The organism is uncultured Veillonella sp. (assembly GCF_963534045.1).
Classification (GTDB): domain Bacteria; phylum Bacillota; class Negativicutes; order Veillonellales; family Veillonellaceae; genus Veillonella.
This window is the reverse complement of the sequence record NZ_CAUSQT010000002.1, coordinates 20,297-45,796: the sequence shown is the minus strand read 5'-3', so window position 1 is coordinate 45,796 and position 25,500 is coordinate 20,297. Positions and strand designations below refer to the sequence as shown.

Below are 25,500 nucleotides of genomic sequence, written 5' to 3'. Positions count from 1 at the left end.
GTAGAACGGGTGGTTTGCTCTGACCCTATAAGGGTCTTTCTCTAGTGGTGGCCCTCTAAAGAGGGCATTGAATGATCTGACAACCACTCTATTACCACTGGCTGCCCCCTACTCGGGGGCTTTTATTTTGCCTATTTTACCGGCTCACCCGTAAACGGGTCGGTATATTCTTTAAAGTTTAATGTATCTTGTGCTATATCTTCTTGTAGTTGATTGCGAATATACTCTTTTATCGCTCCTTCGTATCTTCCCACTGTATCCACATAATATCCTCTACACCAGAAATGTCTATTTCCATACTTATATTTTAAATTTGCGTGTTTATCGAATATCATGAGGCTACTTTTGCTTTTTAAATATCCCATAAAACTTGATACACTTAAATGTGGTGGAATAGTTACTAACATATGAATATGATCCGGACAGCATTCTGCCTCTATAATCTCTACATTTTTTCTATTACATAAATCTCTTAAAATTTTACCTACATCAGCTTTTATCCGACCATAAATTATTTGTCTTCTATACTTTGGTGCAAAAACAATATGATATTTACATCTCCATTTACTATGTGATAAGCTTTTTACGTCATTCATTGACATTGAACCTCCTATGTTGAAATGTTGTGGTTGCCAGACCAACTTCATTTTATCACTAGGAGGTTCTTTCCTTTTCTCTAAGAATTTTTACTGACCCCCAGTTTAACTGGGGGTTTAGTCATGCCTATTCGGCGTACAAAAAAATGGAGGAGAATCGATTGACGCTCCTCCAAATAAAGATATTACTGTTTATTCTCTGGCATTTCAACCTCGATTTCACCGCTTTCAACAACCGATTCAATTTCAGCACGTATCGGTTCATAGATTGGTATGTCCTGATTGATAGCCTCGAAACTAACTGCTAACGAATACTTTGCTTTAAACAAACCTCCCCACCCTTTATGACCACGAACCGCAATGCAAAAAGCATCACTCAATTGATTGGATTTGATTATACACCAATCCTTTTGAAGGGTACCATTTTTTCGTGAATACCCCTCCGCTGCACCTCGATTGGTTGCCTCTCCGAGCACCCAGTTAAAATCGCCATCATCGTCAATAATAGAGCCCGTTTCAAAGATACGACGAGCAAATGTTTCCGCATTCTCTCCAATCCGACTACAGCACCAGTCTAACCATGTTGACAAATACCCTTTTACATAGCGCCGAGTCCGGCGAGGATTCGCTACATAAGACAGGGTAACTTCGACCAAAATATCATAATCCTCACCAACATTAGATAATTCTTCCGGGATAGGAACTCGAAAAATATGAGCTTCATCATCTCCAAGTTCCATAAGCGACGGTGTTACCAATGTTATTCGATATTCATCATTGTGAGTAGCACGTTCGACATCTGGAACACCATATCCTATATAGCGTAATGTAGAAACGCACTCTTCTTTACTAACATCATTAATATTCTTGGGCCATCGAGCAGATTGGGCTATTAATGCTCTATATAGCAACGCAGGTGATTCTGGCAAAACCTTTTCAATCTGTGATGCAATGTAAGTGACTTTTGGTGCTGAAAAAGACGTACCCACATCATCACGTGCAAAAGCAGGACCTTCCGGAGATTTACGAATCAGTTCCGGACATACTTCGGGAGGTGTTGTAAGTTGAGGCGGAACACTTCCTTTATTATATATGTGTGTTCCCCCATATTCGACAACTTCTGGCTTTAAGACATCCCATATACCCGGCCCTGAGCGCGAAAATGAAGAAACCTCCATTTGCTTTCCCAAAGCAATAAAATCATCAGTCTCTAACTCAGTCGCTGACACAGATCCCACAGTGATTGCTTGTAGACTCTGCGCTGGATTTGAAATTCTACACAACTCTCTGTCAAGATATTCTGGATATGGATATCCAACCTGCCAATAGGCTGATATTACATCTATGGAAATATTCCCAGCCGCCTGTACAAACAAAACGTCATTGTTGTAAGACTGACTATCGATTTCAGCCGCCCAGGAAGTCATGTGCTTCATTTCACAAGATCTGCGGCTCCCAATAGAATGATTAAATATTCTGGTCGGTGGTGAACTCTCAACATTATATTTTTGAACTGCAATAGCTATTGTCTTGGGCGGATACACATCTTCTGGCAGGCAATTATTTTCATCCAAAATTCGCATATTGCGAATCCAACAAGGAAGGTGATAAATTCCATCTGAAGGAATTGTTCTTGGATATAAAACTGCACCAGTTACTCGTGTTCCGTGTCCACCACCAGCAACTTCGTCAATTGTGTTCAGATTATTAGGAAGCAAACTTACGGATTCATCACTAATAATTGCCGGCGCTAAATATTTATGTTCCTCTTGAATTCCACTATCCATTACACATACAATGGGAGCAGATTGGATAGGAGCCTCAATTTGTACGTTTTCGGTAAAACTATCGTTATTTTCGGGGGCCTCTCCCATAACTATTGTTTCAGCTTCGGATACTTCAAATATATATGCAAAATTCAACACTAAGTCAAGCAAACATTTACCAGATATTTTTAGACGTGCCGAGAAACTATCAGGCAAATCAGTCATTTCCGATATACCATCGGCAAATTGCATAATTTCACCATCATAATCAGAAACAAAACTTTCTATTGTTGTCTCTCGTTTCATCTTGGTTTCGTCCCAAGTCATATAGGCAGCATTAAACTTTTCCCTCCACCGTTGCTCACGAACAGAATAATGTTCATCGGTTTCATCATCTTTACGCTTGGGTCGTTTTGGCAACTCGATGTTTCCACAGCAGCTTACACCAATATCGATTGTATATATTTCATCTGGTGAAATAGTTGCCCATTTTGCGTAAAGTTCTTGCGACAAAACCCGTTTAAGCCTATCATCATCTTCACAGAGCGCATAGACTTTTGCTGGCGAATTACACTTTGTGGTTACATTTGCAATAAAAGCATCTGCTTTCTCATTTAAAGCCGAAAAATCAACATCTTCTGTAGCAACTATAATAAATCCTTCCTCAATTTCACAGACGATTTCAAATCCTAGTCCTCGCAAAAAATCAATATTAGCAGAAGGATCTATTTCTAGCAGTATGGGAATACCAGTTTCTATTTCAGGTAAGGCGTTTTCTGAGCGCTCTACACGACGCTCTTTCCAAAAACGGGACAATTCAGCAGAGCGATGTTTCACATAGCCACCATGAGCAATTCGATTAGCAGTATTCCTTTTTGTCTGGTCAGATACTGCGCCGCCACCACGCAATTTCGGTTTCCCTTGAAATAATAGTGGAAGAGGTAAATGCGTAAAGTCATTATTCTCTGCCATTGTCATACCTCCTTACAGATTAAAATCTAGAACTTTCTTCCAATGCTTTTACGAAATGTTCATTACATACTTTTTTGCTCCCTGCAAGAACACCAATCTTTGCAGCCCGTTGCGCAATCAGGACAATATTAGCGGCAGAGTATCCATCCAATTGATTTGATATTTGATCCATATCAACATCCGGAGAAACTGGTATTGCAGATAACGTCATCTCCAATAAGCATTTACGTTCTGATTTTCCCGGCATCGGCATTTCAATAACATCATCGAATCTACGGAAAAGAGCCTCATCAAGCGACACTTTTAAATTTGTAGTGGCTAAAACCAATCCCGGAGCATCGTATTCGTCTAACAAAGTGAGTAGCATATTGACGATTCTAGGGACTTCTCCAACATCCTGTGTCGTAATACGAGATTTAGCAATAAAATCACACTCATCAAGAAGCAAAACAACAGGTTCGCTTTTGCAATAATCAAATACCATTCGAAGATTTGATGCTGACTCTCCAAAGTAAGAAGAAAGCAAAGAATCGAAGCGAACTTTCAATAGCGGTAACCCGAGATTCCATGCAATTCGTTCGGCACTTAAAGTTTTACCACACCCTGGAGGACCATAGAGAAGTATTTTCCTTTTAGGTACGAGGTTAAATTTTTTTAACCTTTCGCGCGCCACATACTCCTGCTCAATCGAAAGAAGACGTTCTTCAACTTCGTTCGGCAAAATCATATGATGCTTTAACTGTTCTCTCGGAATATATGACACCAATTGTGAGTTTGTACGCTTGCTCTTAGGTAAAGTAGATAATCCACTTTCACTTTTTTTGCTCTCAAACAGAGTGTATTTTGGCTTTTCTGACATTGAAATTTTTTCTAATGAGTCTGCAAGAATGTTATGACCGAGTTTGCGTTCCTCTTGAATGATCGTAATAGCTATTTTCTTTAATGATGGTATATCTTCGGAAAAAATAGCTCGAAATAGTCTCTTATATAATTCTGCTTTCATATAGCTAATCCTCCCTCTTGAATAATTGTCATTCTGATAGCGTATAAATTATCAATTGTCGCTGACTTTATACTTCTGCTGTCCAGAGGAAGTTTTTTCAATTGGTTCCAAATGAGTTCCAGATGTGTGAACATAGTTTAAGAACAAAGTCCCCAATAACAATCTGTCACTTCTGGATATTCGGTTCCACTCATAGCCTTTAAATAAATCTCGTACAAGAAAAATCTCATTAGTATGCAAATTCTTTGTTTCTTCTATAGCCCAAGCTAAAAGATCGTTTGCAGTTGGCAATTCATGTCCTCCTCGTTGTAAACAATTTGATGAATAACGTTGTTTGTATCATAGCACGCTAACAAACCAAAAGCAATAGCATACATGCGTAACCTCCAAGATAATATAATCCGTGTCAATACAAATCATGGGGTTGTAACAAAACAGCCCCTTAATCATGCCTATTCGGCATACACTAAAAAGGAGGGGGCAACCACATAAAAGCCACTCCCCCCTCCAAATCATTTTTTCACCAGTGCAGACCATTCCGTGAGCACATCGTACACCTGCCCCACAACTTTTTATAATCTCGCTGGAGCTCTGTTCCTCCGAGTACACGCCGAAGATATTAGTATGGACGGCCATCTAATTAAAATTGTTGACGCACCATCCCTATAGGGAAAACATCTCCCAGACAAGAGCAAGATCTACATGGAGGATATAGACGTGTAAAGCCATCTTCCGCATATAAGCCACAGCATTGGTGATGCCCGCCTCGGCCATGCGCTGTTGTATCTGAATTAATTCATCTGCCGTGGCCATCACATGAAAGTGCCTGTCACACTTGCGCTAGACCGTCAGAGTTCTTCCCATTCCCGGCTCCGCTTGTGGGCAAGCGACTCCTTCACTCTGTCCAGTTTCTTCTTATCTGACCACTTAGGAAGCGGCGAGGGCAGCAGGTTGTTCAAAACACCGTCCAGCATATTCTCATTCTGTTCCTCAGAAAACTCAGCAATATGCAAATAGTTATCCTCCACCATCTGTATGATGACCTGTTCATCCGTCAGCTTGCGGATGATGCAGGGCATATCCGTAAAACACGCAAGCTCGCCGGCCTTCTGGCGGCGGTGGTCTCGGCGCTTCGGAGATGTTCTTGCTTAGATGCCGGATAGTCACATTTTGCTTTTCCATCGACCATTCGCCTTACCTCCTTCTTATTTGATGGCATGCCTAACCATTTCCGGTCAAGCCCCACAGATAAGGATACCTCCTTTCCCTGCACATAAAAAACTGCCCTTCATCTCAATAGGACGATAAATTTGATCTGCACCCATTTTCTTGGACAGATATAATTAAGCTATTTTGGGAGAATGGGGATGTAACAGAATGCGGTTTTACCGCATTCTAGTTGCAGTCCCTTTAAAATATAAAAAACACCAAGACATTTAGATTTGTAAAACCTTATGTTTTCTTGGTGTTTCTTGTTTTTTTGGCGCACTTAAATAGGCCTCTAGGCCTATTTAAAAATTTCTTGGTTTAAGCAGTTTGTTTTGTGGTAAATAATGTTGTATTAACTCGTCCTGCTTGTATTCGGTTATGTAATTTTGCAATATTAAATCCCATGGCCAATAGATATAGCATCTTATGCACGTTTCCACTACCACGGTGTAAAAAACGTCTAAATCCAAGGTCTTGCTTTAACACACCAAATGCGCCTTCAACTTGAATGGAGCGGTTAATTCGTAATTGAATGCCTATATCACTGAGTAGTCTATCTTGGTTTTCTGCCAATACAGCATCATACGCAGGCGTAGTTTCAATTCGATTTACGGGATTTACTGTCGTTGGTTTTACATACCGTTGGCATTCCTTTTTGTATCCGCATCGGTTATAAGACTCACAAATATATACCTTTCTCTCAGATATAAAGCCTGTTTTAGCTTTAGCATTATGAGTAAAAGCATATTTTAATTTACGCCCTTTAGCACATATAAATACATCTTCTTCAGGTATATACTCCATATTACGAGATTTACTAATATCTTTAGTCCAAGCTCTAGTTTTCGCCTTTTCATAATATTGTGGTTTTATACAAGATAGGTAATGGTTGTTTTTTAACCAAGTTAAGTTCTCATGGCTATCATAACCAGCATCAGCTACCACATATGTGAATCGGCGACTATGGATCTGTTCTAATTGCTGTACAAATGGAATTAATGTATTCGTATCGTTGGGCTTAGGGAATACACCAACTCCCATAATATATTCAGAATGAACAGCTAATTGTACATTGTAGGCAGGTTTAAGCTGTCCATTACGCATATGGTCTTCCTTCATACGCATAAAGGTAGCATCATGATCTGTTTTAAAATAACTGTTGCATTCACCCATAATATATAATTGCTGTTCATATTCTTTGCGCTTGTCATATAGAGCTTCAGCTCGCTCATACAGCCGTTGTAATGATGTTTTATGCTTACCTTTTCCTTGTACGAATTCCATATGTTGTATATATACTTTCTTTGGCTAAGAAAGTATATATACACTCATCATTCATACAATGGGTATCTAGCCCTAATTCACTCCAGATGTCTTGCTTTAATATAGATAATTTAGATGGTAGTGTATCTAATTTTCTTTGTACTGCTTTTCGCCAGATGAAGGTGTACTTATTAGCATTAACCTCTAGTTTAGTTCCATCAATAAAGACTTCATTGAATGTCAAGGTATTACGTCTTCCAATAGCTTCCATTAACTGTGAAAACAGATTCATTAATATATCTAGTGTACAACGTGCAAAAAATCGTTGGAAAGTCATATGACTAGGAGCTGAATAGCCTTAAAGAAGCCACATATAATTAATATTTTCTTCGCATTGTTGTTGTATCATACGTGTAGAATACACGCCGTTGGACATAGCATAGACAAAAATTTTGAACAGAATATGCGGTGGAACTTTAGATTTTCTCCCTTTAGGAGAATACAAATGCTGTAACTCTTTATAGTCTAATTCCTCCAATACAGCATCGAGTAACCGCACAGGCGCTGTTTCTTTTATCAAAATGCCATAATCCAATGGTAAAACTAGTTGGCGAGGCATTACTAGTTTGGTATAATTAGGTTCATTGGTATGGTTTTTGTTCATAATTTAATTATACCAACGAAAAGGGCCCTTCAGGGTCCTTTTTTCTTAGAAATATTGAAAAAAAGCTATTGGTTAATCATATAAAATCAACTAATAGCTTTTCTAGTGTAAGGGGCTGTTTTGTTACAGCCCCTTTCTTTTTATAAACTTGCTTCCACAAGTGCTTTTGTATAAGGATGTACCGCTTCTTTGAGTCGTTTTGATTCGATAATTTCAACGATATGTCCGTCTTTCATAACGATGATTCGGTCTGTTACGGCTTGTAAGAGTCCGATGTCATGGCTGACAAACACATAGCCGAAGGGTTGTTCCGAATGTAGTTTTTGTAATAGGTCTAGCGCCAACTTTTGGTTCACCGCATCAAGGGCTGATGTAGGTTCATCAAAGAGTACTAGTTTTGGATGCATCAACATAATCCTTGCCAGTACCAACCGTTGCAGCTGACCACCACTTACTTCATGAGGATATTTCTGAACAATAGTTTCAGGTAGATCTACATGTTTAATCCATTTACGGACATCTTCCTTTGCAGCGGCTATATCCATAAGCCCATAGTTGATATACGGCTCTAAGAGAAATGCTTCTAAGTTCATCCTCGGTGGAATCACCGCCAAGGGATTTTGGAACATCATCTGCATAGAGCGATATATTTCTGTATGATTTTGAATAGAATGGATTTCCTCACCAAAGAGTCGCAAGATGCCAGATGTAGGTTTTTCTAGCATAGCAATCAGCCTAAGCAGCGTACTTTTACCAGAACCACTACCGCCAGCGATACCTACGCGTTCATTCGGTGCCACAGAGAAAGATACGTCATTTACAGCATAAACCGTATGATGGTGGTTCGTATATTGTTTACATACATGCTCAACTTGAATCATACTACACCACTTTCATTACGGAATCTAACAATACACGGGTATACTCATCTTTTGGATGGTTTATTACATCTTGAGTCGTTCCTACTTCAACAAGCTGCCCCTTATTCATGACGCCAATGCTATTTGCAATACGTGCAGCAGCCTTAATGTTATGGGTTACGATAACTACCGTTGCACCAAGGGCTTGCGTCACTTCACGTAATAGGTCTAATACAGAGGCTTGCACGAGTATATCTAAGGCGCTAGTGGGCTCATCGGCAAAGACAATAGTAGGTTTTAAGATGAGACTCAATGCTATGGCTAACCGTTGTTGCATACCACCACTTAGCTGGAATGGATAGGATGCTAATATACGTTCTCCCCCATCGAGATGAACGAGATTAAGCATATCAATAACACGGCGGGAATCATAGCTTTCACCATGAGCACGGAACAAATCCTTAAAGTGATTGTCTACGGTCCGATTTGGATTTAAATAGGCACTAGGATTTTGAAAGATCATGGAAATCTCTGTACCACGTAATTTGCGCCAATCGCTATCGCTCAAGGTAGAGATGTCGATGCTATTTAACAAAATTTGACCTGTTATAGTAGCTTGTTTCAACATGCCAAAGGCGGCGCGGACTAACGTAGATTTACCAGATCCGCTTTCACCAACGATGGCAAAGACCTCGCCATTAGGCACGGAGAAGGATATATTGCGTACCGCCTCTTCCGTACCATATGCAATTGTTACATCATCAAATACGATACAGTCAGATTTATTCAATAGTAGAATCCTTTGTTAATAAGTAGTAATCGATAGGATGTGCTGGTACATTTTTAACCTTATTAGTGGATACAACTGTTGCACTTGGATACAACAAGTAAATATCTGCTACATCATCAACCAAGATTTGTTGTGCTTGTTTAGCAATAGTAGAACGTTCATTTTGATCAAATGTTACGGATAATTGATCGATTAACGCATCTACTTGAGGGTTAGTATAACCACCAACATTGGCTTTTGCGCCAGATTTGTAGAACAAGCTGAGGAACCAATAAGGGTCGTTTGTAGACATGGTAATAACGTTGCGTTCTACCAAGTCAAAACCATCTGTACCAAGTGTATCCACTTCATCAGGGCTTTGTAATTTTTTAAGCGTTACATTGATACCCGCTTGTTTCAATTCTTGTTGGATTTCTTCGTACATGCTAGTGTCCTTACCCCAAACAGCTAATGTTAGAGATAATTCTTTACCATCTTTAGCATATACACCATTTGCATTTTTAGCATAACCAGCTTGTGTTAAGATTTGATCCGCTTTTGCTACATCAGTTGTCGCTTTGTTAGCGATTGTATCGTAACCTAGGTTTGCAGAAGGTGGGAATGGTGCTGCACCTGGTGTGGAACCATTACCGATGATTTTCGCCATGGAATCATAGTTAATGATATGAGCTACTGCATTACGTACAGCTTTGTCATGTAATGGAGATGCTGCAGTTTGGTTTATTTTTAACATAAAAACACGTACGCCAGCGATGTCTTGAATATTGAAACCATCCTTGAACAAGCTGCGGTTAGCAGAATCTATTTTTTGGATAACGTCAACGTCTTTAGATTGCAATGCCATCGCGCGTTTATTATTGTCTTCGATATCTTTGACTGTTACAGAATCAAGACCTGGTTTGCCGCCCCAGTAATCTGCAAAGGCTTCTAGTTCAATGGTTTCACCCTTTGTAAAAGATTTAATTTTGTAAGGGCCTGTAAGAACTGGTTTAGTAGCCACGTCCTTAAGATCTGCTGTGTCCATGATGACAAATGCAGGTTCTGTTAAGCTAGATAACAAGGAACCATTTGGTTCTGTTGTTTTAATAATCAAGTTTTGACCATCTACTGTAATGGACTCAATCTTAACAGCCTTTGCAGAACGAGCACTTTGTTTCATAGTGTACTCGATGGACTCTTTTACCTTTTGTGGCGTCATAGGTGTGCCATTTTGGAATTTAACATTTTCACGGATATGGAATTTCCATGTAGTAGGGTCCACATTTTCCCAAGAATCTGCTAATTGTGGGGCAAATTTCATGTCTGGTGTTACAGTTGCCAATGTTTCACCTGCACCGATACGCGTCAATGTCCACGCATCCCACTCGTGTGTTGGGTCTAATGTTTCACCAAACCAATACAGACCAACATTCATGTGTTTTCCTTGCTTAGCCGTATCACTACCACACCCCGTCAAGAGGGCCACCATAGACAACATGGCTAAACATACTAATAACCAACGTTTCATACTTTCTCCTTTAAAAATACATCGCCCACTAGGGCTTTCACCATAAAAAATCTATACAAAGCGCAGTTAACGAGATACATCGAGTGCATCGCGCAACGCATCGCCAATATAGTTGAATAAAACAACAGTAATAAAAATGGCAAGCCCTGGATAGATCAATAGCCACGGTGCCGTTTGTAGGAAATCTCGGGAACTTAATAAGATTGTGCCCCACTCTGGATCTGGCGGTTGTACACCGATACCGATAAGCGAGAAACTAGCTACTAAGATAATAACGTCTCCGAGATGTTGAATGATTACAATCAATAGGGGTGGCAGCACATTTGGCAAAATGTATCGCCACAGGATGCGCAGATTTGATGCGCCCGACATGCGAGCGAAGGTAATGTACTCCGCGTGGCGTTCAATCTGTACAAGACCACGTGTAATGCGCGCATATTCCGCCCATTTTGTAATACACAAGGAAATAATGACATTCGGAATGGTAGGTCCCATGATACCGATGAACGCGATGGCAATTACCATATTCGGAAATCCTAACACCAAATCAATCAAGCGAGACAGCCAGCGGTCAATACGAGGCGTAGAAAATCCTGCTACCCCACCAATAACGATGCCGATAGCACCGCTGATACCAATGATGATGAAAGCAATTCCTAATGATGCTTTACCGCCATAAAGGATGCGAGACCACACATCACGGCCCAGCTGATCAGTGCCTAATAAGTGCGTGCTACTAATATCTTGCAATCGGTCTGCCACATTCGTAGCCTCTGGATTAAATGGAGCTATGTATGGAGCACAGAGGAATAGTAAAATCCATAAAGTTGCTAAGACTAACATAATGTATAAGGTGTACGGCTTTTGTCTATTCATAAGAGCCTCCTTGTATAGCGGCCCTTCGCTTAGGGTTTAGCCAATAACTCAATACATCAATGATGATATTGATAATAATGAACACCAATGTAATCCAAATGATATAGCCCTGCATCAATACAAAGTCTCGCGCCATAATGCCTTGTACCATCATGTACCCAATACCCTTGATGGCGAATACTGTTTCAATAACAGCAGAGCCACCAAGCATAGCGCCCATCGTTACGCCCATCATAGGTAATAACATCAGTCCTACATGAGGGAATATATATCGAGTAAATACCATCCACTCTGGTAAGCCTAATGCACGCGCCCCTTGAACGAAGGGACGCCTGGATATCTCTAAAATAGCATTACGCAAGCGACGGATATATAGTCCACATAGCCATAGAGCTAATGTAACAGCTGGCAATATATAAGCAGAGAAACCATTTGTGTTCGTTACTGATACAATCTGTAATTTAACGCCAAATAAGTAGAGCAACAATAACCCCACCCAGAAGCTAGGAATCGCTAAGGCTAGAAACGTCAATAATCGTACACCATGATCCACCCATGAATCCTTGTACTTGGCGGACAGCATCCCTAGTGGAATGGTCACTACAATTCCCATGACAAGTGCTAGTGATACGAGGCCCAATGTATTAGGCAAGGCCCCCGATAACAATGTGATTACCGGCATTGAATACAGGATCGATTCCCCAAAATCACCCCGTACAATTTGTCCAAGCCAACGCACATACTGTTGCCACCACGGATCATTGAGACCTAATTGTTCTCTTAATTGATCCACCAACACCGGATCAGGCGTGGCACCCACGAGATTAAATTTCATTGCCACCGGGTCGATAGGCGACAATTTAATCAATACAAATGTACCGATAGTAACAACTAGTAAAATACCAACTATACTCACCAAACGCTGTAATAATAGTCGATACAATCCATCACCTGCCTTCTATTATCAATTAAATTTTCTATGGTTTTATTGTATCAACACTACGTATAAATATGTATACCCGTGCAGGTATATTGCAACAATTCTCATTATGAAAGTTTCACATAGCGAAAAAACAGCCCCTCATACGAGGAGCTGTTTATATGTATACATTTTAAATTATATTATTGCATATGTGTTTTTTGTGCCACTGTGTTAGCAACGATTGCCTTCGCCATATTGCGATTTACAGGACGTTCAAATGCTAATGCATGGCTTTGACCATCTTTCACCCATGTTGCAAGGTATACCATGTAATTGCCGCCTTTGAAAGTAACCTTTGTACCGTTTACTTTTTCAGTAGCCGTAACTTTATAGGTATTGTAATCACCGCTGATGTCACCTTTTGTATTTGCTACACGATACACGATGCGTTTACCTGCTGCTTGGTTACGCGTTGCATCCTCACCGGCTTGGTAATCGTAAACCACTTGCAATATATCCTTATTAATTGTGCTTACCGATTTAATATTGTAACCTACAGGCAGTACCTTCGGCAATTGCGGTGTAATATTCATGTATTTAGCCGCTTCGTCTACAGTATTGAATTCACGAATTGGACTTGGCATACCAACCATTGGCGCTGCCTGTTCTGCAACTACAGGTTTAGCTGGATCAGGTGGTACATCAAGAGTGCTTTGCGCACTAGCAACACCATAAGAACCTACACACGCACAAGCAACAGCCATTAATACAAATTTTTTAATCATAGGAATCCTCTCCATTCTCTAAACATAAAAATTATTAAGAATACCTTTATTTTGTATGTGGTATTTCTTCAACAATATTACGAATAATCGCCTTCGCCATATCTCGCGTAACGGGATGCTGAAACTCTAACGAGTGATTCTGCCCATCTTTCATCCACGATGCAAGATAGACCATTTTTTTACCACCTTTGAAAGTAACCTTTGTACCATCTACGCGTTCAGTTTCTATCACCTTATGAATCTTACGGTCACCACTAATATCACCGGTTAACTTAGATGAGCGATATATAATCAGTGCACCACCAGCTTTGTTGTAATATGGCTCCGCACCAGGTTCATAGACATAAACAACTTGTAATATATCTTTCTCTAAGGTTATGACAGATTGAATATTAAAGCCTACAGGTAACAGCTTTGGCATCTGTGGTGTTATATGCATATATTCCGCTGCTTCTTTAACTGTGGTGAACACATGTACAGGACTCGGCATAATAAAATTTGGCTCTGCAGCTTCAACTGAGATTCCGCCAGTCATAGACATGGAACCACCCTCACCAGACGGCTCGTGAGCACTAATAATGCTATAAGAACCAATAGTTGCACATGCTAAAGAAGCCACTAATAATAACTTTATCCTTGTTGTCATAACAACAATCTCCGAAAATAAATTTTGTAAAATTATATTTATCAAAACATACTCAACAAGTATACCCTAAATGATATAGGATTTCAAATAACTATTTCTTATGCACCATAAAGCCCGCTGCTTGTTGGTTCGCCATAATTGTTACATCTGAAATTTGCATGCGTTTTGGTTGGTTAGTTACATACAATACAACATCCGCCACATCTTCTGGTTGAACTGCCTCAATGCCAGCATAAACGGAAGCTGCTCTTTCAGCATCTCCGTGAAAGCGAACTTCACTAAATGGAGTTTCTACGATACCTGGTTGAATGGTAGTAACCTTAATATCTGTAGCGATAGTATCCATACGAATGCCATCGGCCAACATTTTGACAGCTGCCTTTGTAGCACAGTAAACAGCACCACCTGGATATGCATAAATACCAGCTGTAGAGCCCATATTTACGATATGACCTTCGTTTTTATCAATCATAAATGGTAAAACAACTTTAGTTACATAAAGAAGACCTAATACATTCGTATTAATCATTGTCACCGCATCATCAACGGAGCTATCTTGGAATGGATCAAGCCCTTGTGCAAGACCTGCGTTATTTACAAGCACATCGACACCACCGAATGCTTCAATAGCAGGTTTAACCTTGGACTCTACATCTTCGCGTTTGCTCACGTCGAGAACGAGCGTATCAACACGAATGCCATATTGCTGCTCAAAATCTTCCTTAATCGCAGCCAAACGGTCTGCACGACGACCAGCAAGTAATAAATTATCGCCATCCTTGGCGAAAGCACGGGCACACTCAAGGCCGATACCAGAAGTAGCACCTGTAACGAAAATTTTGCGGTTCATATGTATTCCTCCTTCTATTTAACAGTGATGACAGGGGCGGAAAAAAGACACGCTATCGCGCAAGCGGGACCCGAAGTCTTTTTCCCGCCCCTATCATCACATACTTTAAATACATCGGTCCTGAATTACATAATGAAACACAAAGATTTTCATTACTAAACAAAGAAAAAGAAAGTAATTCAGGACCTCTATCAGATTGTACCCTCTCTACGGTAAGGCCAAAGTCGGTTTTGGAAGCCCACCAGGACCTGTTTTAAATACGTTATCCTTATTTCCCGCAAATATTTTCGTTACAGGAATAAAGAAAAATAGTAATTCAGGACCTTAATTATAATTTATGTTTTGTGGATTCTTCTATTAGATTTGTATCGATAATTACTATAACACCATTTTACCATATTTCTACTTATATTATTTCAACGAACATGTCGGTGCTAATTTAAGGAGAAGCATAAAAAGATTGGGTCCATGGCTATATCGACTGTAGAAGAAAGAAAGGACCCCTTTCGAAAAACGACTTTGGCCCTGCGGAGGCCGCAGGCCGGAGTCAGACCCGGCCGGTGGAGTTTTTCGGAAGGGGGCCTTTCTACTACGGCAATTAAGCTAAGGGCCCAATCTTTTTATGTTCTATTTTAAATGCGCCAACATATCGTTGAGAACTTCCATACAATCCCCAACAATCCCATAGTTCGCGTGTTGGAATATTTCCGCCTTCGGATCATTGTTAATGGCCACAATTGTATCGGCCCCAGAGATGCCGCTTACGTGTTGGATTGCGCCAGAGATACCAAATGCCAAATATAGTTTAGGGCTTACGGTTTTACCTGTTTGGCCTACTTGGTATGGCAATTCAATCCAGCCTTTTTCAACGAGTGGACGTGTAGCACCTACAACGCCGCCGATAGCATCGGCGAGTTCGTAGAGTTTATCAAAGTTTTCCTTTGAACCCATACCACGACCGCCAGCTACGATGATATCCGCTTCTTGGATATTATAACCAGACTTGCTGAATGGAATAAAATCTAGTCGTTTGGTGCGAATGTCTTCAGGCTTGAGGTCAAATTGTTCAAGTTGGATACGGCCCCAACTGTCCGCAATGCGCTCAGGTTTTTTGAATACATTAGGTCGAACAGAGCCCATTTGTGGACGATGGTTTGGCGAAATAATTTCCGCCAAGATATTGCCACCTAAAGCAGGGCGGGTCCATTCTACAAGGCCTTCTTCTGTATCTACGGTTAGGATAGTGCAATCTGCTACAACGCCATTTTGCATGCGACCAGACATGCGCGGTGCTAGGTCACGGCCATTGTTGGTAGCACCAATTAAAAGGATATTCGGTTTATGGTCTTCAAAGAAATCCGTCAATACCTTTGTATAGCCATCTGTTGTATAGTATTTCAAGAGAGGGCTTTCAAAAACGTGAACAATATCGGCGCCATGAGCCACAAGTTCCTCAGCCTCAGCTTGTACGTTCTCGCCGAGGAGCATCACTTGCACGAGCTGGCCCAGTTCCTTAGCGATACGGCGAGCTTGACCGATAAGTTCATACGTAACTGGATGCACCACATCATCGATGGTATCAGCTACGACAAAAACGTCTCTGTATTCATCAAAATTTGTCATTATCGGTCACCTCCTTTGGCAACAGCATCAGCCTTAGCAGCCACTGCAGCAAATGTATTTGGATCTACCGCCTTAGGTTCACTAGGCACTACGCTTTCAACAGACGCAGCCCGCTGTACAGGGTCGTTTACGTCAATCCCCTCATCATCTTGAGATTCCACAACCGGTGCATCATTCGGCACCAAGAGGTGGGCGAACTTTTCAGGCTTGATGTGGTATGCCAATTCGAGTACCTTTTTGGCCCCTTCGTCGACGGATGAAAGCATTTCTACCTTGCCACGAAGCGGTGGTTGGTACACCTTGCGCACCCGTGTTGGGGAACCGGTAAGACCAATGCGGCTTTCATCAATATGAGGCATATCACGCAAGGTAATGTGATTAATCGTATATCGTTTCGCGTAAATAGAGCTCCAAAGGCCTGGTTGACGAGGCTCATTGAGTTCGGCCGTCGTCGTCACAAGCAATGGCAACGGCGCTTCAATCACTTCGTAACCGTTCTCGTGCTCCCGCTTTACAATCGCCGTTTGAGAAGCTTGATCTACGGAAAATTCACAAGCATAGGTAGCTTGTGCCATGCCGAGTTCCTCTGCAATTTGAGGACCCACTTGCGCTGTATCGCCATCGATGGCTTGTTTACCGCAGAAAATAATTTGGAATTGACGGTTCATGGTCCGTTGAATATGACGAATAGCAGATGCAATCGTATAGCTTGTAGCCAATGTGTCAGCACCACCAAAGGCACGGTCCGTTACGAGCACCGCATCATCAGCGCCTAGCGCCAAGCATTGACGCAACGCCTCTTCCGCTTGCGGAGGACCCATGGTCACAACCGTAACGCGGCTCCCCTCAATTTGGTCTTTCACAGTCAAAGCCGCCTCAAGCGCGTGCATGTCGTAAGGGTTTACGATGCTAGGCAGGCCTGTGCGGATGAGATTATTTGTTTCCGGATCTAGTTTAATTTCCGACGTATCCGGCACTTGTTTTATACAGACTAATAATTCCATGCACTCACCCCTGTCTAAACTCTACGCCCTTAGCGTTTCGAGGATATTTCCAAGATTTAACAATCGTATGTCCACACAATACACGGCATGTGCCACATTCGAGGCAACCGGCAAAATCAAAAGCCAGCGTGCCGTCCTCTTGCAAAGTGTATAGACCTGCAGGACAACCATTCACGAGCTTCATCGCCTCTTCGCGGCTTACGCTTTCACCATCAATAATGATATGAGGACACGTTTCATCTACATAATATTTATTCGCGCCCAAACGCTCTTCTAATTTCATAGGGAACGCACCCCTTTCCATGCATCACGAATCAATCTGAATAGGCCTACATCCTTGACGCGGCGCAACAATTTTTTCATCAACGGCACCGCACCGTCGCCATTAACAGTGAATACGTCATGCATAAGATTGTTTACAAATGCAGGATACGCATTAAAGATACGCGGATTGGTCGCCAAGAATTTCGGCATATTTTTATACAATTTCAAATCCCGACGCAACCAAGACGCCTTGATTTGTTTTTCGTACAATTTAGTAACGCGGTCCATATTTTCATCGCGCAATGCCACATTGACCGCCTCAGCCGCGCACATACCGGACTCGATAGCAAGGTCCATACCTCTAATCGTGTACCCCAGATTCATACACATCCGCGCCGCATCGCCAACGACGATGTAACCCTTGCCACCCAATTTTGGCATCGCCTTATAACCGCCTTCAGGCACAAGATGCGCGCTGTGTTCCTTTAATTGGCCGTTCTTTAAAAGCGGTGCAATTCTAGGATGACTGGTGAAAGCCTCCAACATTTCGTCAACGGACTTATCTGCCGAGCCTATGTCCTCAAGGCCTACCACCATGCCTACGGAAAGGCTGTCCTTATTCGTATAAATAAAGCCGCCACCTAATAGACCATCTGTCATATCACCCAACGTGAGCCATGCCATGCCTTCATCACTAGACAACATAAGGCGATTCTCGAGGTCCTCTTTTTTGAATTTATATACCTCTTTCACGCCAACAGCCATCGTGCTAGGATCGGTAGGACCTGTAAGACCTGCTTCCTCTAGGAGTACTGTATTGGCACCCTCTGCGATGATAACGAGCTTGGCATACACCTCATCATCGTGGCAACGCACACCAACGACGCGGCGTTTTTTGCCTTCCCCTTCGGTGATAAGCTCCGTTACCTGTACATTAGAAACGAGCAAAGCCCCTTTCTTCTCAGCCTCTTCGGCAAGCCATTTATCGAACTTAGCACGCAACACAACGTAGGACTCTTCATTTTCTTTCACATCTTGGTAACTATATTCAATGGTCGTCATCTCATTGCCAGCACCGATGGAAATACGTTCCTTCGTCACCTTTCTTTCAAGAGGCGCACGGTCCCTAAAATCCGGCACCAATTTCTCCAAAGAATGCGTATAAATGCGACCGCCCATCATATTCTTCGCACCAGGCGCCATCCCGCGCTCAATGACTAGCACCTTCACACGCTGCTCCGCCAAACGCAACGCCGCCGCAGCACCCGCCGGCCCTGCCCCCACGACGATGACGTCAAATCTCTCATTTCGATCTATTGCCATATACTCAGCTCCTTTTTATGAAAGCCTAACTTACATAAGTCTATATATTATATATTCACGATACAGATTGAAAATACCTTTTTAACATAGCACATGTACATGAAAATTTTATAAGAAAATAAAAAATGGGCTGGTCGAGACCAGCCCTTGTTCCTCTAACTATATTATTTCCGAAGTTGCTTATAAAACTTCGAGTCATACAAATCATGGAATTTAATTTTATAAGCCAAATAAAAAGCCGCTTCGCCGATACCTTCATCAACTGCCCCTTCCGCATTACTTGCATGTAACTTCAAAGGTCTCCAGAGATTTGTATCAGGATTTAATACAAACATACTACGATAATGGTAATGATAACTAAAATGTTTTGTTACAGCATAAAAATTAGTTGCACCACGACTCGCGTTAGGTACACATACAACATTAATCGCCAACTTATAGTACGGTGGATCATACTCTTCATTCACTAGTGAAGTTTTATCTAAATAAAAAGCAGTCCCTGATGGATTCTCATACATAAGAATTAGATTAGGATTGTTATCATAATACATTGGTACCTTAGCATTTGCAGTAGCACCAATCAAAAACAATAAAATGGCCCCTAAAATCAAAAAAAGTTTTTTATTCATACATAACACCCCTATACATAAAACTAAAACAATACCTTTATAATAATAACACAATCACAAAGCAAAAAGAATCAATAATACGGATATTCATAAAATCCCCTTATAAAACTAATTCGAAAGCCTGCGTGAAACGCAGGCCTTTCTCCTCCACACCTAAAGTTTTTGGCGAGGAGGTGTGGGGTTCCATAAGTCGACTTTGGCCCTGCGTAGCCCGAAGGGCGAAGTCAGACCCGGCCGGTGGAGACTTTTGGAACCCCACACCTCCGTCCCATAAAAATTTATAAATTTTCCTAGCTTTCACATAAAAATTAGCGTATGATAAAAGTAATAAAAACCCTCTATACGGAGCAAGACGCGTATATAATACGACCGCATAATGCAAGACCACGGTCAAAGTAAGGCACTCAACACTTTGGTATTTACCTCAAGGAGGCCATATGGATCCGCAAAGAATTCTGAAAGCATTATCCAATCCACATCGGTTAGATATTATATTGTGGCTAAAGCACCCAGAGCAAGAATTCGGTGTTCAAGTACACTCTAAAACTCTCATCGATTTTCCAAACAGCGTTAGCGTTAAAAGTATTCAAAAACGCTGCGGTGTATCGCAATCGTCTGTATCTACATTTATGACTATGCTAGAACGAGCAGACCTTGTAGAATCAAGAAAAATTGACCAATACACCTATTATAGGCGCAATGAAAAAGTTATCCGCGAGTTTGGCGAATGGTATAACAAAGAAGTTTCTATTCAAGCAGATAATATCGACAAATTACTAGAAACAGTAACCTTAGACGACACCTCCTATCCATCAACAGAGGATAGTTCTATGCCTGAAGAAGAGCAGGCTGTTAGCATCGCTACTAAGGGACTCGACCATGAAAACGATAACACTTAGATACCACAAGGAATCAAAAAGAAGCTATAATGCTGAGGATAACCTCTAGTATTATAGCTTCTTTTTATCAATCATCTAATAAAGTTTGTAAATCTCGTCGATTATAGAAAATATGACGAACTTCCATTACATCATTAATTACAACATAAAAAATATAAAAATTACGCACGGTTATTTTATAATACGGGTGTTCTCTATATTTTTTACTTGGATAAACGGCAAAAGATTCTGGGCACTCTAACCTTGTATATATGGCTGTTTCGATATCTGATACGAGAGCATGCGCAGCCTCTCTATTATGTAAAATATAGGTTATATAATCAACAATATGATTTAATTCATGCTCAAATAATGGTAAAAATGTAAGTTTATATTTCCGCTCCATCAATTCTCTCCCTTACACGACGAAAAACATCAGTGCCAGAGAATCTAACTTTATTTTCTTTTGCTGCAGAATCAGCCTCATCTAATGCATACTCAATAGGATCTGTTAATGCAGAATATTGTTCAATACTCATTAACACCATGGTTCCATATCCATTCTTAGTTAAAAACACTGGAGAATTAGTTGTAATTACGGTTTCTTCAACTTCTGAAAACTTATTTCTCAAATCTGATACAGGTCTAATATTAATCAATATTTACACCTCCTTATATCATAATATTATCATCACTTTATCATAATTATTACAAAAATACAAGGTAAAAATAAAAGGACTATAACAAAATGCAAATTAAAATCACATTATAGTTATAGTCCTTTTATTTATCGTTGTGCTTCGTATGCTCTAAATAGTTTAGATAGCAATACAGGCGCTAGTTTTAAAAGATCTGGATTTTCGCAGAAGGATACGCGAAGTTGTGTCTTACCAGGATTGTGTTTATCACCTGCACCGCTATAGAAACCATTAAGCGGAGCCATAAGCAATGTATAGTCATTGCCATCATCCAAGGTTACACGACCATGTTCAGCACACCAAGCAGCAAATTCAACGCCGTCGAAGCCCGGTTTTGCTACATTGCGCACGTCGATAACAAAATAGATGGACGCTTCTGGATTGGAGATGATGAAATCTGGTTCTACCTCTTTAAATCCCTTGTGAAGTTCATAAATCATTTCGCGGTAGTAATCGCGTTGTTGCTCATACCAGTTATGAAGTTCAGCATGGCTTTCATGAGCCAAGGCGCCAAAGATATATTGACCTAGTGTGTTAGCACTGAGGTTTGCTGTATATTCGGCAACGGATTTTTCATAGCACAACGCATTGTCTGTAATGATAGCGCCAATGCGAAGGCCGCAAGCATTCCACACCTTGGAAGCCGTTTCAAGACTGATACGACGCCCTTCGATACCCGGTACATCCTTGTTTGTCAATGTCCAAATACTAGATGTTTCCTTACCTTTTTCGTAGGCCAATTCACGATACGCTTCGTCAGAAATAATCCATAAATTATGTTTTACGCACAAAGATGCATATTCAATCAAGGTTTCCTTGCTGAATAGCTGACCTGTCGGATTATCGTAAGGAATAATCAACAATGCACCTGGTTTTGTTTCTATAATGCGTTTTTCCACGGTTTCAATGGATGGCAATTCAAATTCGCCATTTTCATTGAGGCGACGTTCTACGGTTACCGTTTTACGACCGATACGATGACCTACCGCATCATAGTTTGTGTAAGAAGGGTTGAACATCAAGAGAGGGCGTTCCTCTTCCCCTGCACCGCCACAAACGCCAAGCATGATGATTTCCATCGCCATGGATGCGCCATCCGTAACGAGTACATTAAGGCCTGTTGTATCAAAACCTTGGCTACGCAAAATATGCAAGAATGCTTCGCGACATTCATCGGTACCCGTTGTTGGCACATACGGTACGATGCCTGTACTGAAAGGACTATTAGGTCCTCCTAGCGTGAATAGTCGGCGCTGCATGGCGGGATGCATAGGACGCATAACATTACCAATAGAACCATTAACCAAAATAGGTGGGTTCTTTCGCTCTAAAAATTTAATTTGTCCCATGCGGATCCCCGACGGCTTACGTGCCATCATATACGGGGATAAAACCGGTAGTTCCATACAGAATCCAACTCCTCTAAACAAACGCCTTACAAAAAAATAAGGCTGTAATACGCATACATTGATATATATAGATACATTCTATTATAGTGCTTTTACAAGAGAAAATCTATAGTTTTATCACAGTAGCTTACAGCCTTATCAATTTTTATTCTTAACCAGTGAGTTAGATAGTAACTTCAACACCTAAGCGGAAGTTGCGACCTTGGCCTGGCCACCAGTCACCAGGGTGCCCCCAATTAACGCTAGATTGTTCCGCATAGTACGTATCAAAGATATTATTAATACGACCAAATACAGTCACGTTTTCACGTACCCGATAGTTCGCACTAATGTCAGCCAACCAGTATGTTTTACGTGGGAATACATTAGCAGATTGACCAGGACGATCGATGACACCACGGATATCCAAATGAGCATCCCATTTAGCATCATTGTAATCAAGTCCTGCATTAACGGCGTGTTTAGGCACATACCCATCGCGATTTGCTTTGCGCGTAGGCGTTGCATCGATATGAGTATATGTGTAACCAAGGCGCGCAGCCAAATGTTTTGTCAATTGTTTACGCACATCAGCATTAATGCCATAGGCTTTTTCAGTATCGAAATTGTGATATTGGCCCGCGAACGTTGCAGGATTTGTCATAACCCAACCAATTCTATCTTTTGTATGACGGCTGAAGAAGCTGAGGTTGCTGTTCCAAGTTTTACCGAATTTGTGATGTACACCAAGGTCAAATTCACGACCGGTTTCAGGTTTTAAATTACGATTACCATTTGTGCCATCAAAGAGTTGGTAAGGTGTAGGAGCTAAGAAATACTCTTTGTACGCAGCATATACATTTGTTTTCTTGTTCACATCATAGCCAACGCTAATGGATGGCGATGTATGGGTACCAAATGCAGAATGGTGGTCAACACGAACACCTGGTGTTACCGTCCATTTAGGAGCCACTTTCCACTCATCTTGAAGGAAATAAGATGTATTCGTAAGCTTGATACCACCCATGTTAACGACCTTATCTTGGCGCCAATCAAAACCGCCAACTACGGTATGGTCTTTGGCTTTATACGTTACTTGATCACCGATACCGCGTGTTTTCACGTCGATTGGATAATGATCGTATACTGTTTTATAGTGATTGTTCATCAAGTATAATTGATGGCTCCAACGATTGCTAATCTTGTTATTCCAAATAGCGCGTAAGGAATCACTTGCTTCTGTACCATAACGAATGTGATTGAGAGCACCCAAGTGGTCAGAATACATCACGTCGCCACGATATGTATCATAGAATACCTTCACATCATTTTTATCATTAATCGTATTGCCTACCATGAAGGACCCATTATGGCTATTAGCATGTTGTGGAATTCGCGCCCCATGACCATCCTTGTAAGAACCAATGATGTCCTTTTGCAAGCCTACGCGCCAGTACCAATCGTTTTTGCTACCTTCATTGGTAATCGCGTATTGCTCAAGATTATTGCTACCACCCATAACACGAAGCTTAGTTTGAACACCTTCTTCAGGTTTCGCTGTGATTACGTTGACCACACCACCGATGGCACCAGAACCGTATAATGTAGAACCTGCGCCACGTTGAACTTCTACGCGGTCAATGCTAGACATATCTTTCAGAATTGTCATCGGCGGATTCACGCCAGCCGCGCCCATATTGATACCGTCCACCAAATATAGTACTTGGTCGGAACCATTGATACGGAATGCATTAGAATTCGTGTAACCTACGCCACCACCATACGTATTGATATCTACACCTGGTACAATACGCATCGCTTCATTCATGTTAGTTGCGTGACGTTCGCGGATATCATCGCCTGTGACTACGCCTACGCTAGCTGGTACTTGTGAAAGCTGTTGTTCACTACGCGTTGCAGTAACGACAATGGTATGGGAATCTTGTGCATCAGCAGCTAATACGCTAGGTGCACTAATCGTGCTACCAAATACAAGAGCTAATCCCACATACAGAGATAAACGTTGTTTCTTTGATACTTTCATAAAAACCTCCACACACATCAAACTATAATTACATACTATAAATATTTTGTGCCATAGATACCATTGCACGGGTCATAAATTGAGAATAACTCATGACCTGCGAGGAATCTACGAGATACACACGACGATTGGTGATGGCCTTAACACCTTGCAAAGCAGGATCAGAGTAAAGCTGTTCTGTCGTTGCTGGCGTAGTACCATCCGATGTATAGGCCACAGAAGGAATAAAAATGATATCTGGGTTAGATTTTATTAAATCCTCTCTCGTCCCATTATCAAAAGGGCCTAAACCTATTTGAGCGGCCGCATTGTTTACCTTCAAATAGTTACACATATCATCAAAGGTAGACCCCTTGCCGCCTGTTAAGCCAAATTGTGAATAAAATGCCACTAAAGGGCGTTCACCGCTATACTTATTCGCCAGATTTTCTACAGTTTTTAAATCTGCATCCATGCTAGCTATCATGGATTCATCAGATGCATGTAATAGTCCGGCAATCTCATGAATCGTAGCTTTTGCTTCTTCTACCGTAGTAGGCGTTTTATATACATAAACAGGAATCTGCATATTGCGCATTTCCCCAATCGCATCTGGAGACATCCAATTGGGTACTAATACTAAATCTGGCTGTACAGAGAGCATGGACTCAGCAGATGCTTTCACATGTTTCTCTACCTTAGCCGACGCGTCGGGCACATTATTAGGTACCGTACCAACAGCGGCTACACGGCTTGGATCAACCAAGGATAGAACTATATCCTCTGTACTCGCTGCAATAGGAACGATGCGCTTTGGCTCATTAGGCACCGTAACAATCGTGCCTGTACCATCCGTAACCTGATGTGTAGCGCCCGTAGTCCCCGTTTGTGCAGGACCACAACCGACCACAAACAATACCATCATCAGTATGGCGCATATAATCGATATTCTTTGTTTCAT

The 25,500-nt window shown here is 41.3% G+C and carries 26 protein-coding genes and 1 pseudogene; 1 reads left to right on the top strand and 26 read right to left on the bottom strand.

Going from position 1 to position 25,500, the window contains the following annotated elements; all coding sequences use genetic code 11:
- Positions 1-131: 131 nt before the first annotated feature.
- The 21 genes and pseudogenes from tnpA to RYP29_RS00770 all read right to left on the bottom strand — a co-directional run bounded on the left by tnpA (position 132) and on the right by RYP29_RS00770 (position 19,552).
- Positions 132-596, bottom strand: a complete 465-nt coding sequence (gene tnpA, locus RYP29_RS00865; RefSeq protein ID WP_005375295.1) for an IS200/IS605 family transposase — start codon at positions 594-596, stop codon at positions 132-134.
- Between the two features lie 185 nt (positions 597-781).
- Positions 782-3,334 carry a S8 family peptidase gene (locus RYP29_RS00860; RefSeq protein ID WP_311531590.1) on the bottom strand — a complete coding sequence of 851 codons (2,553 nt, stop codon included), beginning with the start codon at positions 3,332-3,334 and terminating at the stop codon, positions 782-784.
- A gap of 19 nt (positions 3,335-3,353) precedes the next feature.
- Entirely contained in the window at positions 3,354-4,337 is a 984-nt protein-coding gene (locus RYP29_RS00855) for an ATP-binding protein (protein WP_311531589.1), read from the bottom strand.
- 51 nt (positions 4,338-4,388) lie between these two features.
- A complete protein-coding gene (locus RYP29_RS00850) occupies positions 4,389-4,628 on the bottom strand; it encodes a single-stranded DNA-binding protein (RefSeq protein ID WP_311531587.1) in 240 nt (79 codons plus the stop codon).
- 221 nt (positions 4,629-4,849) lie between these two features.
- Positions 4,850-5,150, bottom strand: a pseudogene (locus RYP29_RS08910) (plasmid mobilization relaxosome protein MobC).
- 35 nt (positions 5,151-5,185) lie between these two features.
- Positions 5,186-5,416: a DUF4316 domain-containing protein gene (locus RYP29_RS00845; protein ID WP_311531585.1), complete on the bottom strand. Its 231-nt coding sequence runs from the start codon at positions 5,414-5,416 to the stop codon at positions 5,186-5,188.
- Between the two features lie 448 nt (positions 5,417-5,864).
- Positions 5,865-6,830 carry a transposase gene (locus RYP29_RS00840; RefSeq protein ID WP_311531583.1) on the bottom strand — a complete coding sequence of 322 codons (966 nt, stop codon included), beginning with the start codon at positions 6,828-6,830 and terminating at the stop codon, positions 5,865-5,867.
- Between the two features lie 337 nt (positions 6,831-7,167).
- Positions 7,168-7,473 (bottom strand): transposase, encoded by a 306-nt coding sequence (locus RYP29_RS00835; RefSeq protein WP_311531581.1) that lies wholly within the window; start codon positions 7,471-7,473, stop codon positions 7,168-7,170.
- 140 nt (positions 7,474-7,613) lie between these two features.
- Complete coding sequence (locus tag RYP29_RS00830) at positions 7,614-8,354, bottom strand: ATP-binding cassette domain-containing protein (RefSeq protein ID WP_311531578.1); 741 nt, start codon at positions 8,352-8,354, stop codon at positions 7,614-7,616.
- A gap of 1 nt (position 8,355) precedes the next feature.
- The gene (locus tag RYP29_RS00825; RefSeq protein WP_311531577.1) at positions 8,356-9,123 is read right to left on the bottom strand and encodes an ABC transporter ATP-binding protein; all 768 of its coding nucleotides are present in this window, start codon (positions 9,121-9,123) and stop codon (positions 8,356-8,358) included.
- The gene (locus RYP29_RS00820) at positions 9,116-10,630 is read right to left on the bottom strand and encodes an ABC transporter substrate-binding protein (protein ID WP_311531575.1); all 1,515 of its coding nucleotides are present in this window, start codon (positions 10,628-10,630) and stop codon (positions 9,116-9,118) included. Before RYP29_RS00820 ends, RYP29_RS00825 begins: the two co-directional genes overlap by 8 nt.
- A gap of 66 nt (positions 10,631-10,696) precedes the next feature.
- The gene (locus RYP29_RS00815) at positions 10,697-11,506 is read right to left on the bottom strand and encodes an ABC transporter permease (protein WP_311531574.1); all 810 of its coding nucleotides are present in this window, start codon (positions 11,504-11,506) and stop codon (positions 10,697-10,699) included.
- Positions 11,499-12,449: an ABC transporter permease gene (locus tag RYP29_RS00810; protein ID WP_311531573.1), complete on the bottom strand. Its 951-nt coding sequence runs from the start codon at positions 12,447-12,449 to the stop codon at positions 11,499-11,501. Before RYP29_RS00810 ends, RYP29_RS00815 begins: the two co-directional genes overlap by 8 nt.
- A 179-nt stretch (positions 12,450-12,628) precedes the next feature.
- Positions 12,629-13,213 carry a hypothetical protein gene (locus tag RYP29_RS00805; RefSeq protein ID WP_311531572.1) on the bottom strand — a complete coding sequence of 195 codons (585 nt, stop codon included), beginning with the start codon at positions 13,211-13,213 and terminating at the stop codon, positions 12,629-12,631.
- 46 nt (positions 13,214-13,259) lie between these two features.
- The gene (locus RYP29_RS00800) at positions 13,260-13,859 is read right to left on the bottom strand and encodes a hypothetical protein (RefSeq protein WP_311531571.1); all 600 of its coding nucleotides are present in this window, start codon (positions 13,857-13,859) and stop codon (positions 13,260-13,262) included.
- Between the two features lie 91 nt (positions 13,860-13,950).
- A complete protein-coding gene (locus RYP29_RS00795) occupies positions 13,951-14,709 on the bottom strand; it encodes an SDR family NAD(P)-dependent oxidoreductase (protein WP_287509937.1) in 759 nt (252 codons plus the stop codon).
- Positions 14,710-15,336: 627 nt separating this feature from the next.
- Complete coding sequence (locus tag RYP29_RS00790) at positions 15,337-16,332, bottom strand: electron transfer flavoprotein subunit alpha/FixB family protein (RefSeq protein WP_311531570.1); 996 nt, start codon at positions 16,330-16,332, stop codon at positions 15,337-15,339.
- Positions 16,332-17,336: an electron transfer flavoprotein subunit beta/FixA family protein gene (locus RYP29_RS00785; protein ID WP_311531569.1), complete on the bottom strand. Its 1,005-nt coding sequence runs from the start codon at positions 17,334-17,336 to the stop codon at positions 16,332-16,334. The genes RYP29_RS00790 and RYP29_RS00785 overlap by 1 nt, the downstream gene beginning before the upstream one ends.
- A gap of 4 nt (positions 17,337-17,340) precedes the next feature.
- Positions 17,341-17,619, bottom strand: coding sequence for a ferredoxin family protein (locus RYP29_RS00780; RefSeq protein WP_118354208.1), 279 nt, complete (start codon positions 17,617-17,619; stop codon positions 17,341-17,343).
- Positions 17,616-18,923 (bottom strand): FAD-dependent oxidoreductase, encoded by a 1,308-nt coding sequence (locus tag RYP29_RS00775; RefSeq protein WP_311531568.1) that lies wholly within the window; start codon positions 18,921-18,923, stop codon positions 17,616-17,618. Before RYP29_RS00775 ends, RYP29_RS00780 begins: the two co-directional genes overlap by 4 nt.
- Before the next feature lie 164 nt (positions 18,924-19,087).
- Positions 19,088-19,552 carry a hypothetical protein gene (locus RYP29_RS00770; RefSeq protein WP_311531567.1) on the bottom strand — a complete coding sequence of 155 codons (465 nt, stop codon included), beginning with the start codon at positions 19,550-19,552 and terminating at the stop codon, positions 19,088-19,090.
- A 437-nt stretch (positions 19,553-19,989) separates the two neighbouring features.
- On the opposite strand from RYP29_RS00770, the gene RYP29_RS00765 reads away from it, so the two are divergent.
- Positions 19,990-20,451 (top strand): helix-turn-helix domain-containing protein, encoded by a 462-nt coding sequence (locus RYP29_RS00765; protein WP_311531565.1) that lies wholly within the window; start codon positions 19,990-19,992, stop codon positions 20,449-20,451.
- Positions 20,452-20,518: 67 nt separating this feature from the next.
- Here RYP29_RS00765 and RYP29_RS00760 read toward each other — a convergent pair whose 3' ends face one another.
- From RYP29_RS00760 to RYP29_RS00740, 5 genes are all read right to left on the bottom strand, one after another.
- Positions 20,519-20,836 carry a type II toxin-antitoxin system RelE/ParE family toxin gene (locus RYP29_RS00760; RefSeq protein ID WP_311531563.1) on the bottom strand — a complete coding sequence of 106 codons (318 nt, stop codon included), beginning with the start codon at positions 20,834-20,836 and terminating at the stop codon, positions 20,519-20,521.
- Positions 20,820-21,089 (bottom strand): type II toxin-antitoxin system Phd/YefM family antitoxin, encoded by a 270-nt coding sequence (locus tag RYP29_RS00755; protein WP_205095492.1) that lies wholly within the window; start codon positions 21,087-21,089, stop codon positions 20,820-20,822. Before RYP29_RS00755 ends, RYP29_RS00760 begins: the two co-directional genes overlap by 17 nt.
- Positions 21,090-21,217: 128 nt before the next feature.
- Positions 21,218-22,534: an aminotransferase class I/II-fold pyridoxal phosphate-dependent enzyme gene (locus RYP29_RS00750; protein ID WP_311531562.1), complete on the bottom strand. Its 1,317-nt coding sequence runs from the start codon at positions 22,532-22,534 to the stop codon at positions 21,218-21,220.
- A 166-nt stretch (positions 22,535-22,700) separates the two neighbouring features.
- A complete protein-coding gene (locus tag RYP29_RS00745) occupies positions 22,701-24,560 on the bottom strand; it encodes a TonB-dependent receptor (RefSeq protein WP_311531560.1) in 1,860 nt (619 codons plus the stop codon).
- A 28-nt stretch (positions 24,561-24,588) separates the two neighbouring features.
- Entirely contained in the window at positions 24,589-25,500 is a 912-nt protein-coding gene (locus tag RYP29_RS00740) for an ABC transporter substrate-binding protein (RefSeq protein WP_311531559.1), read from the bottom strand.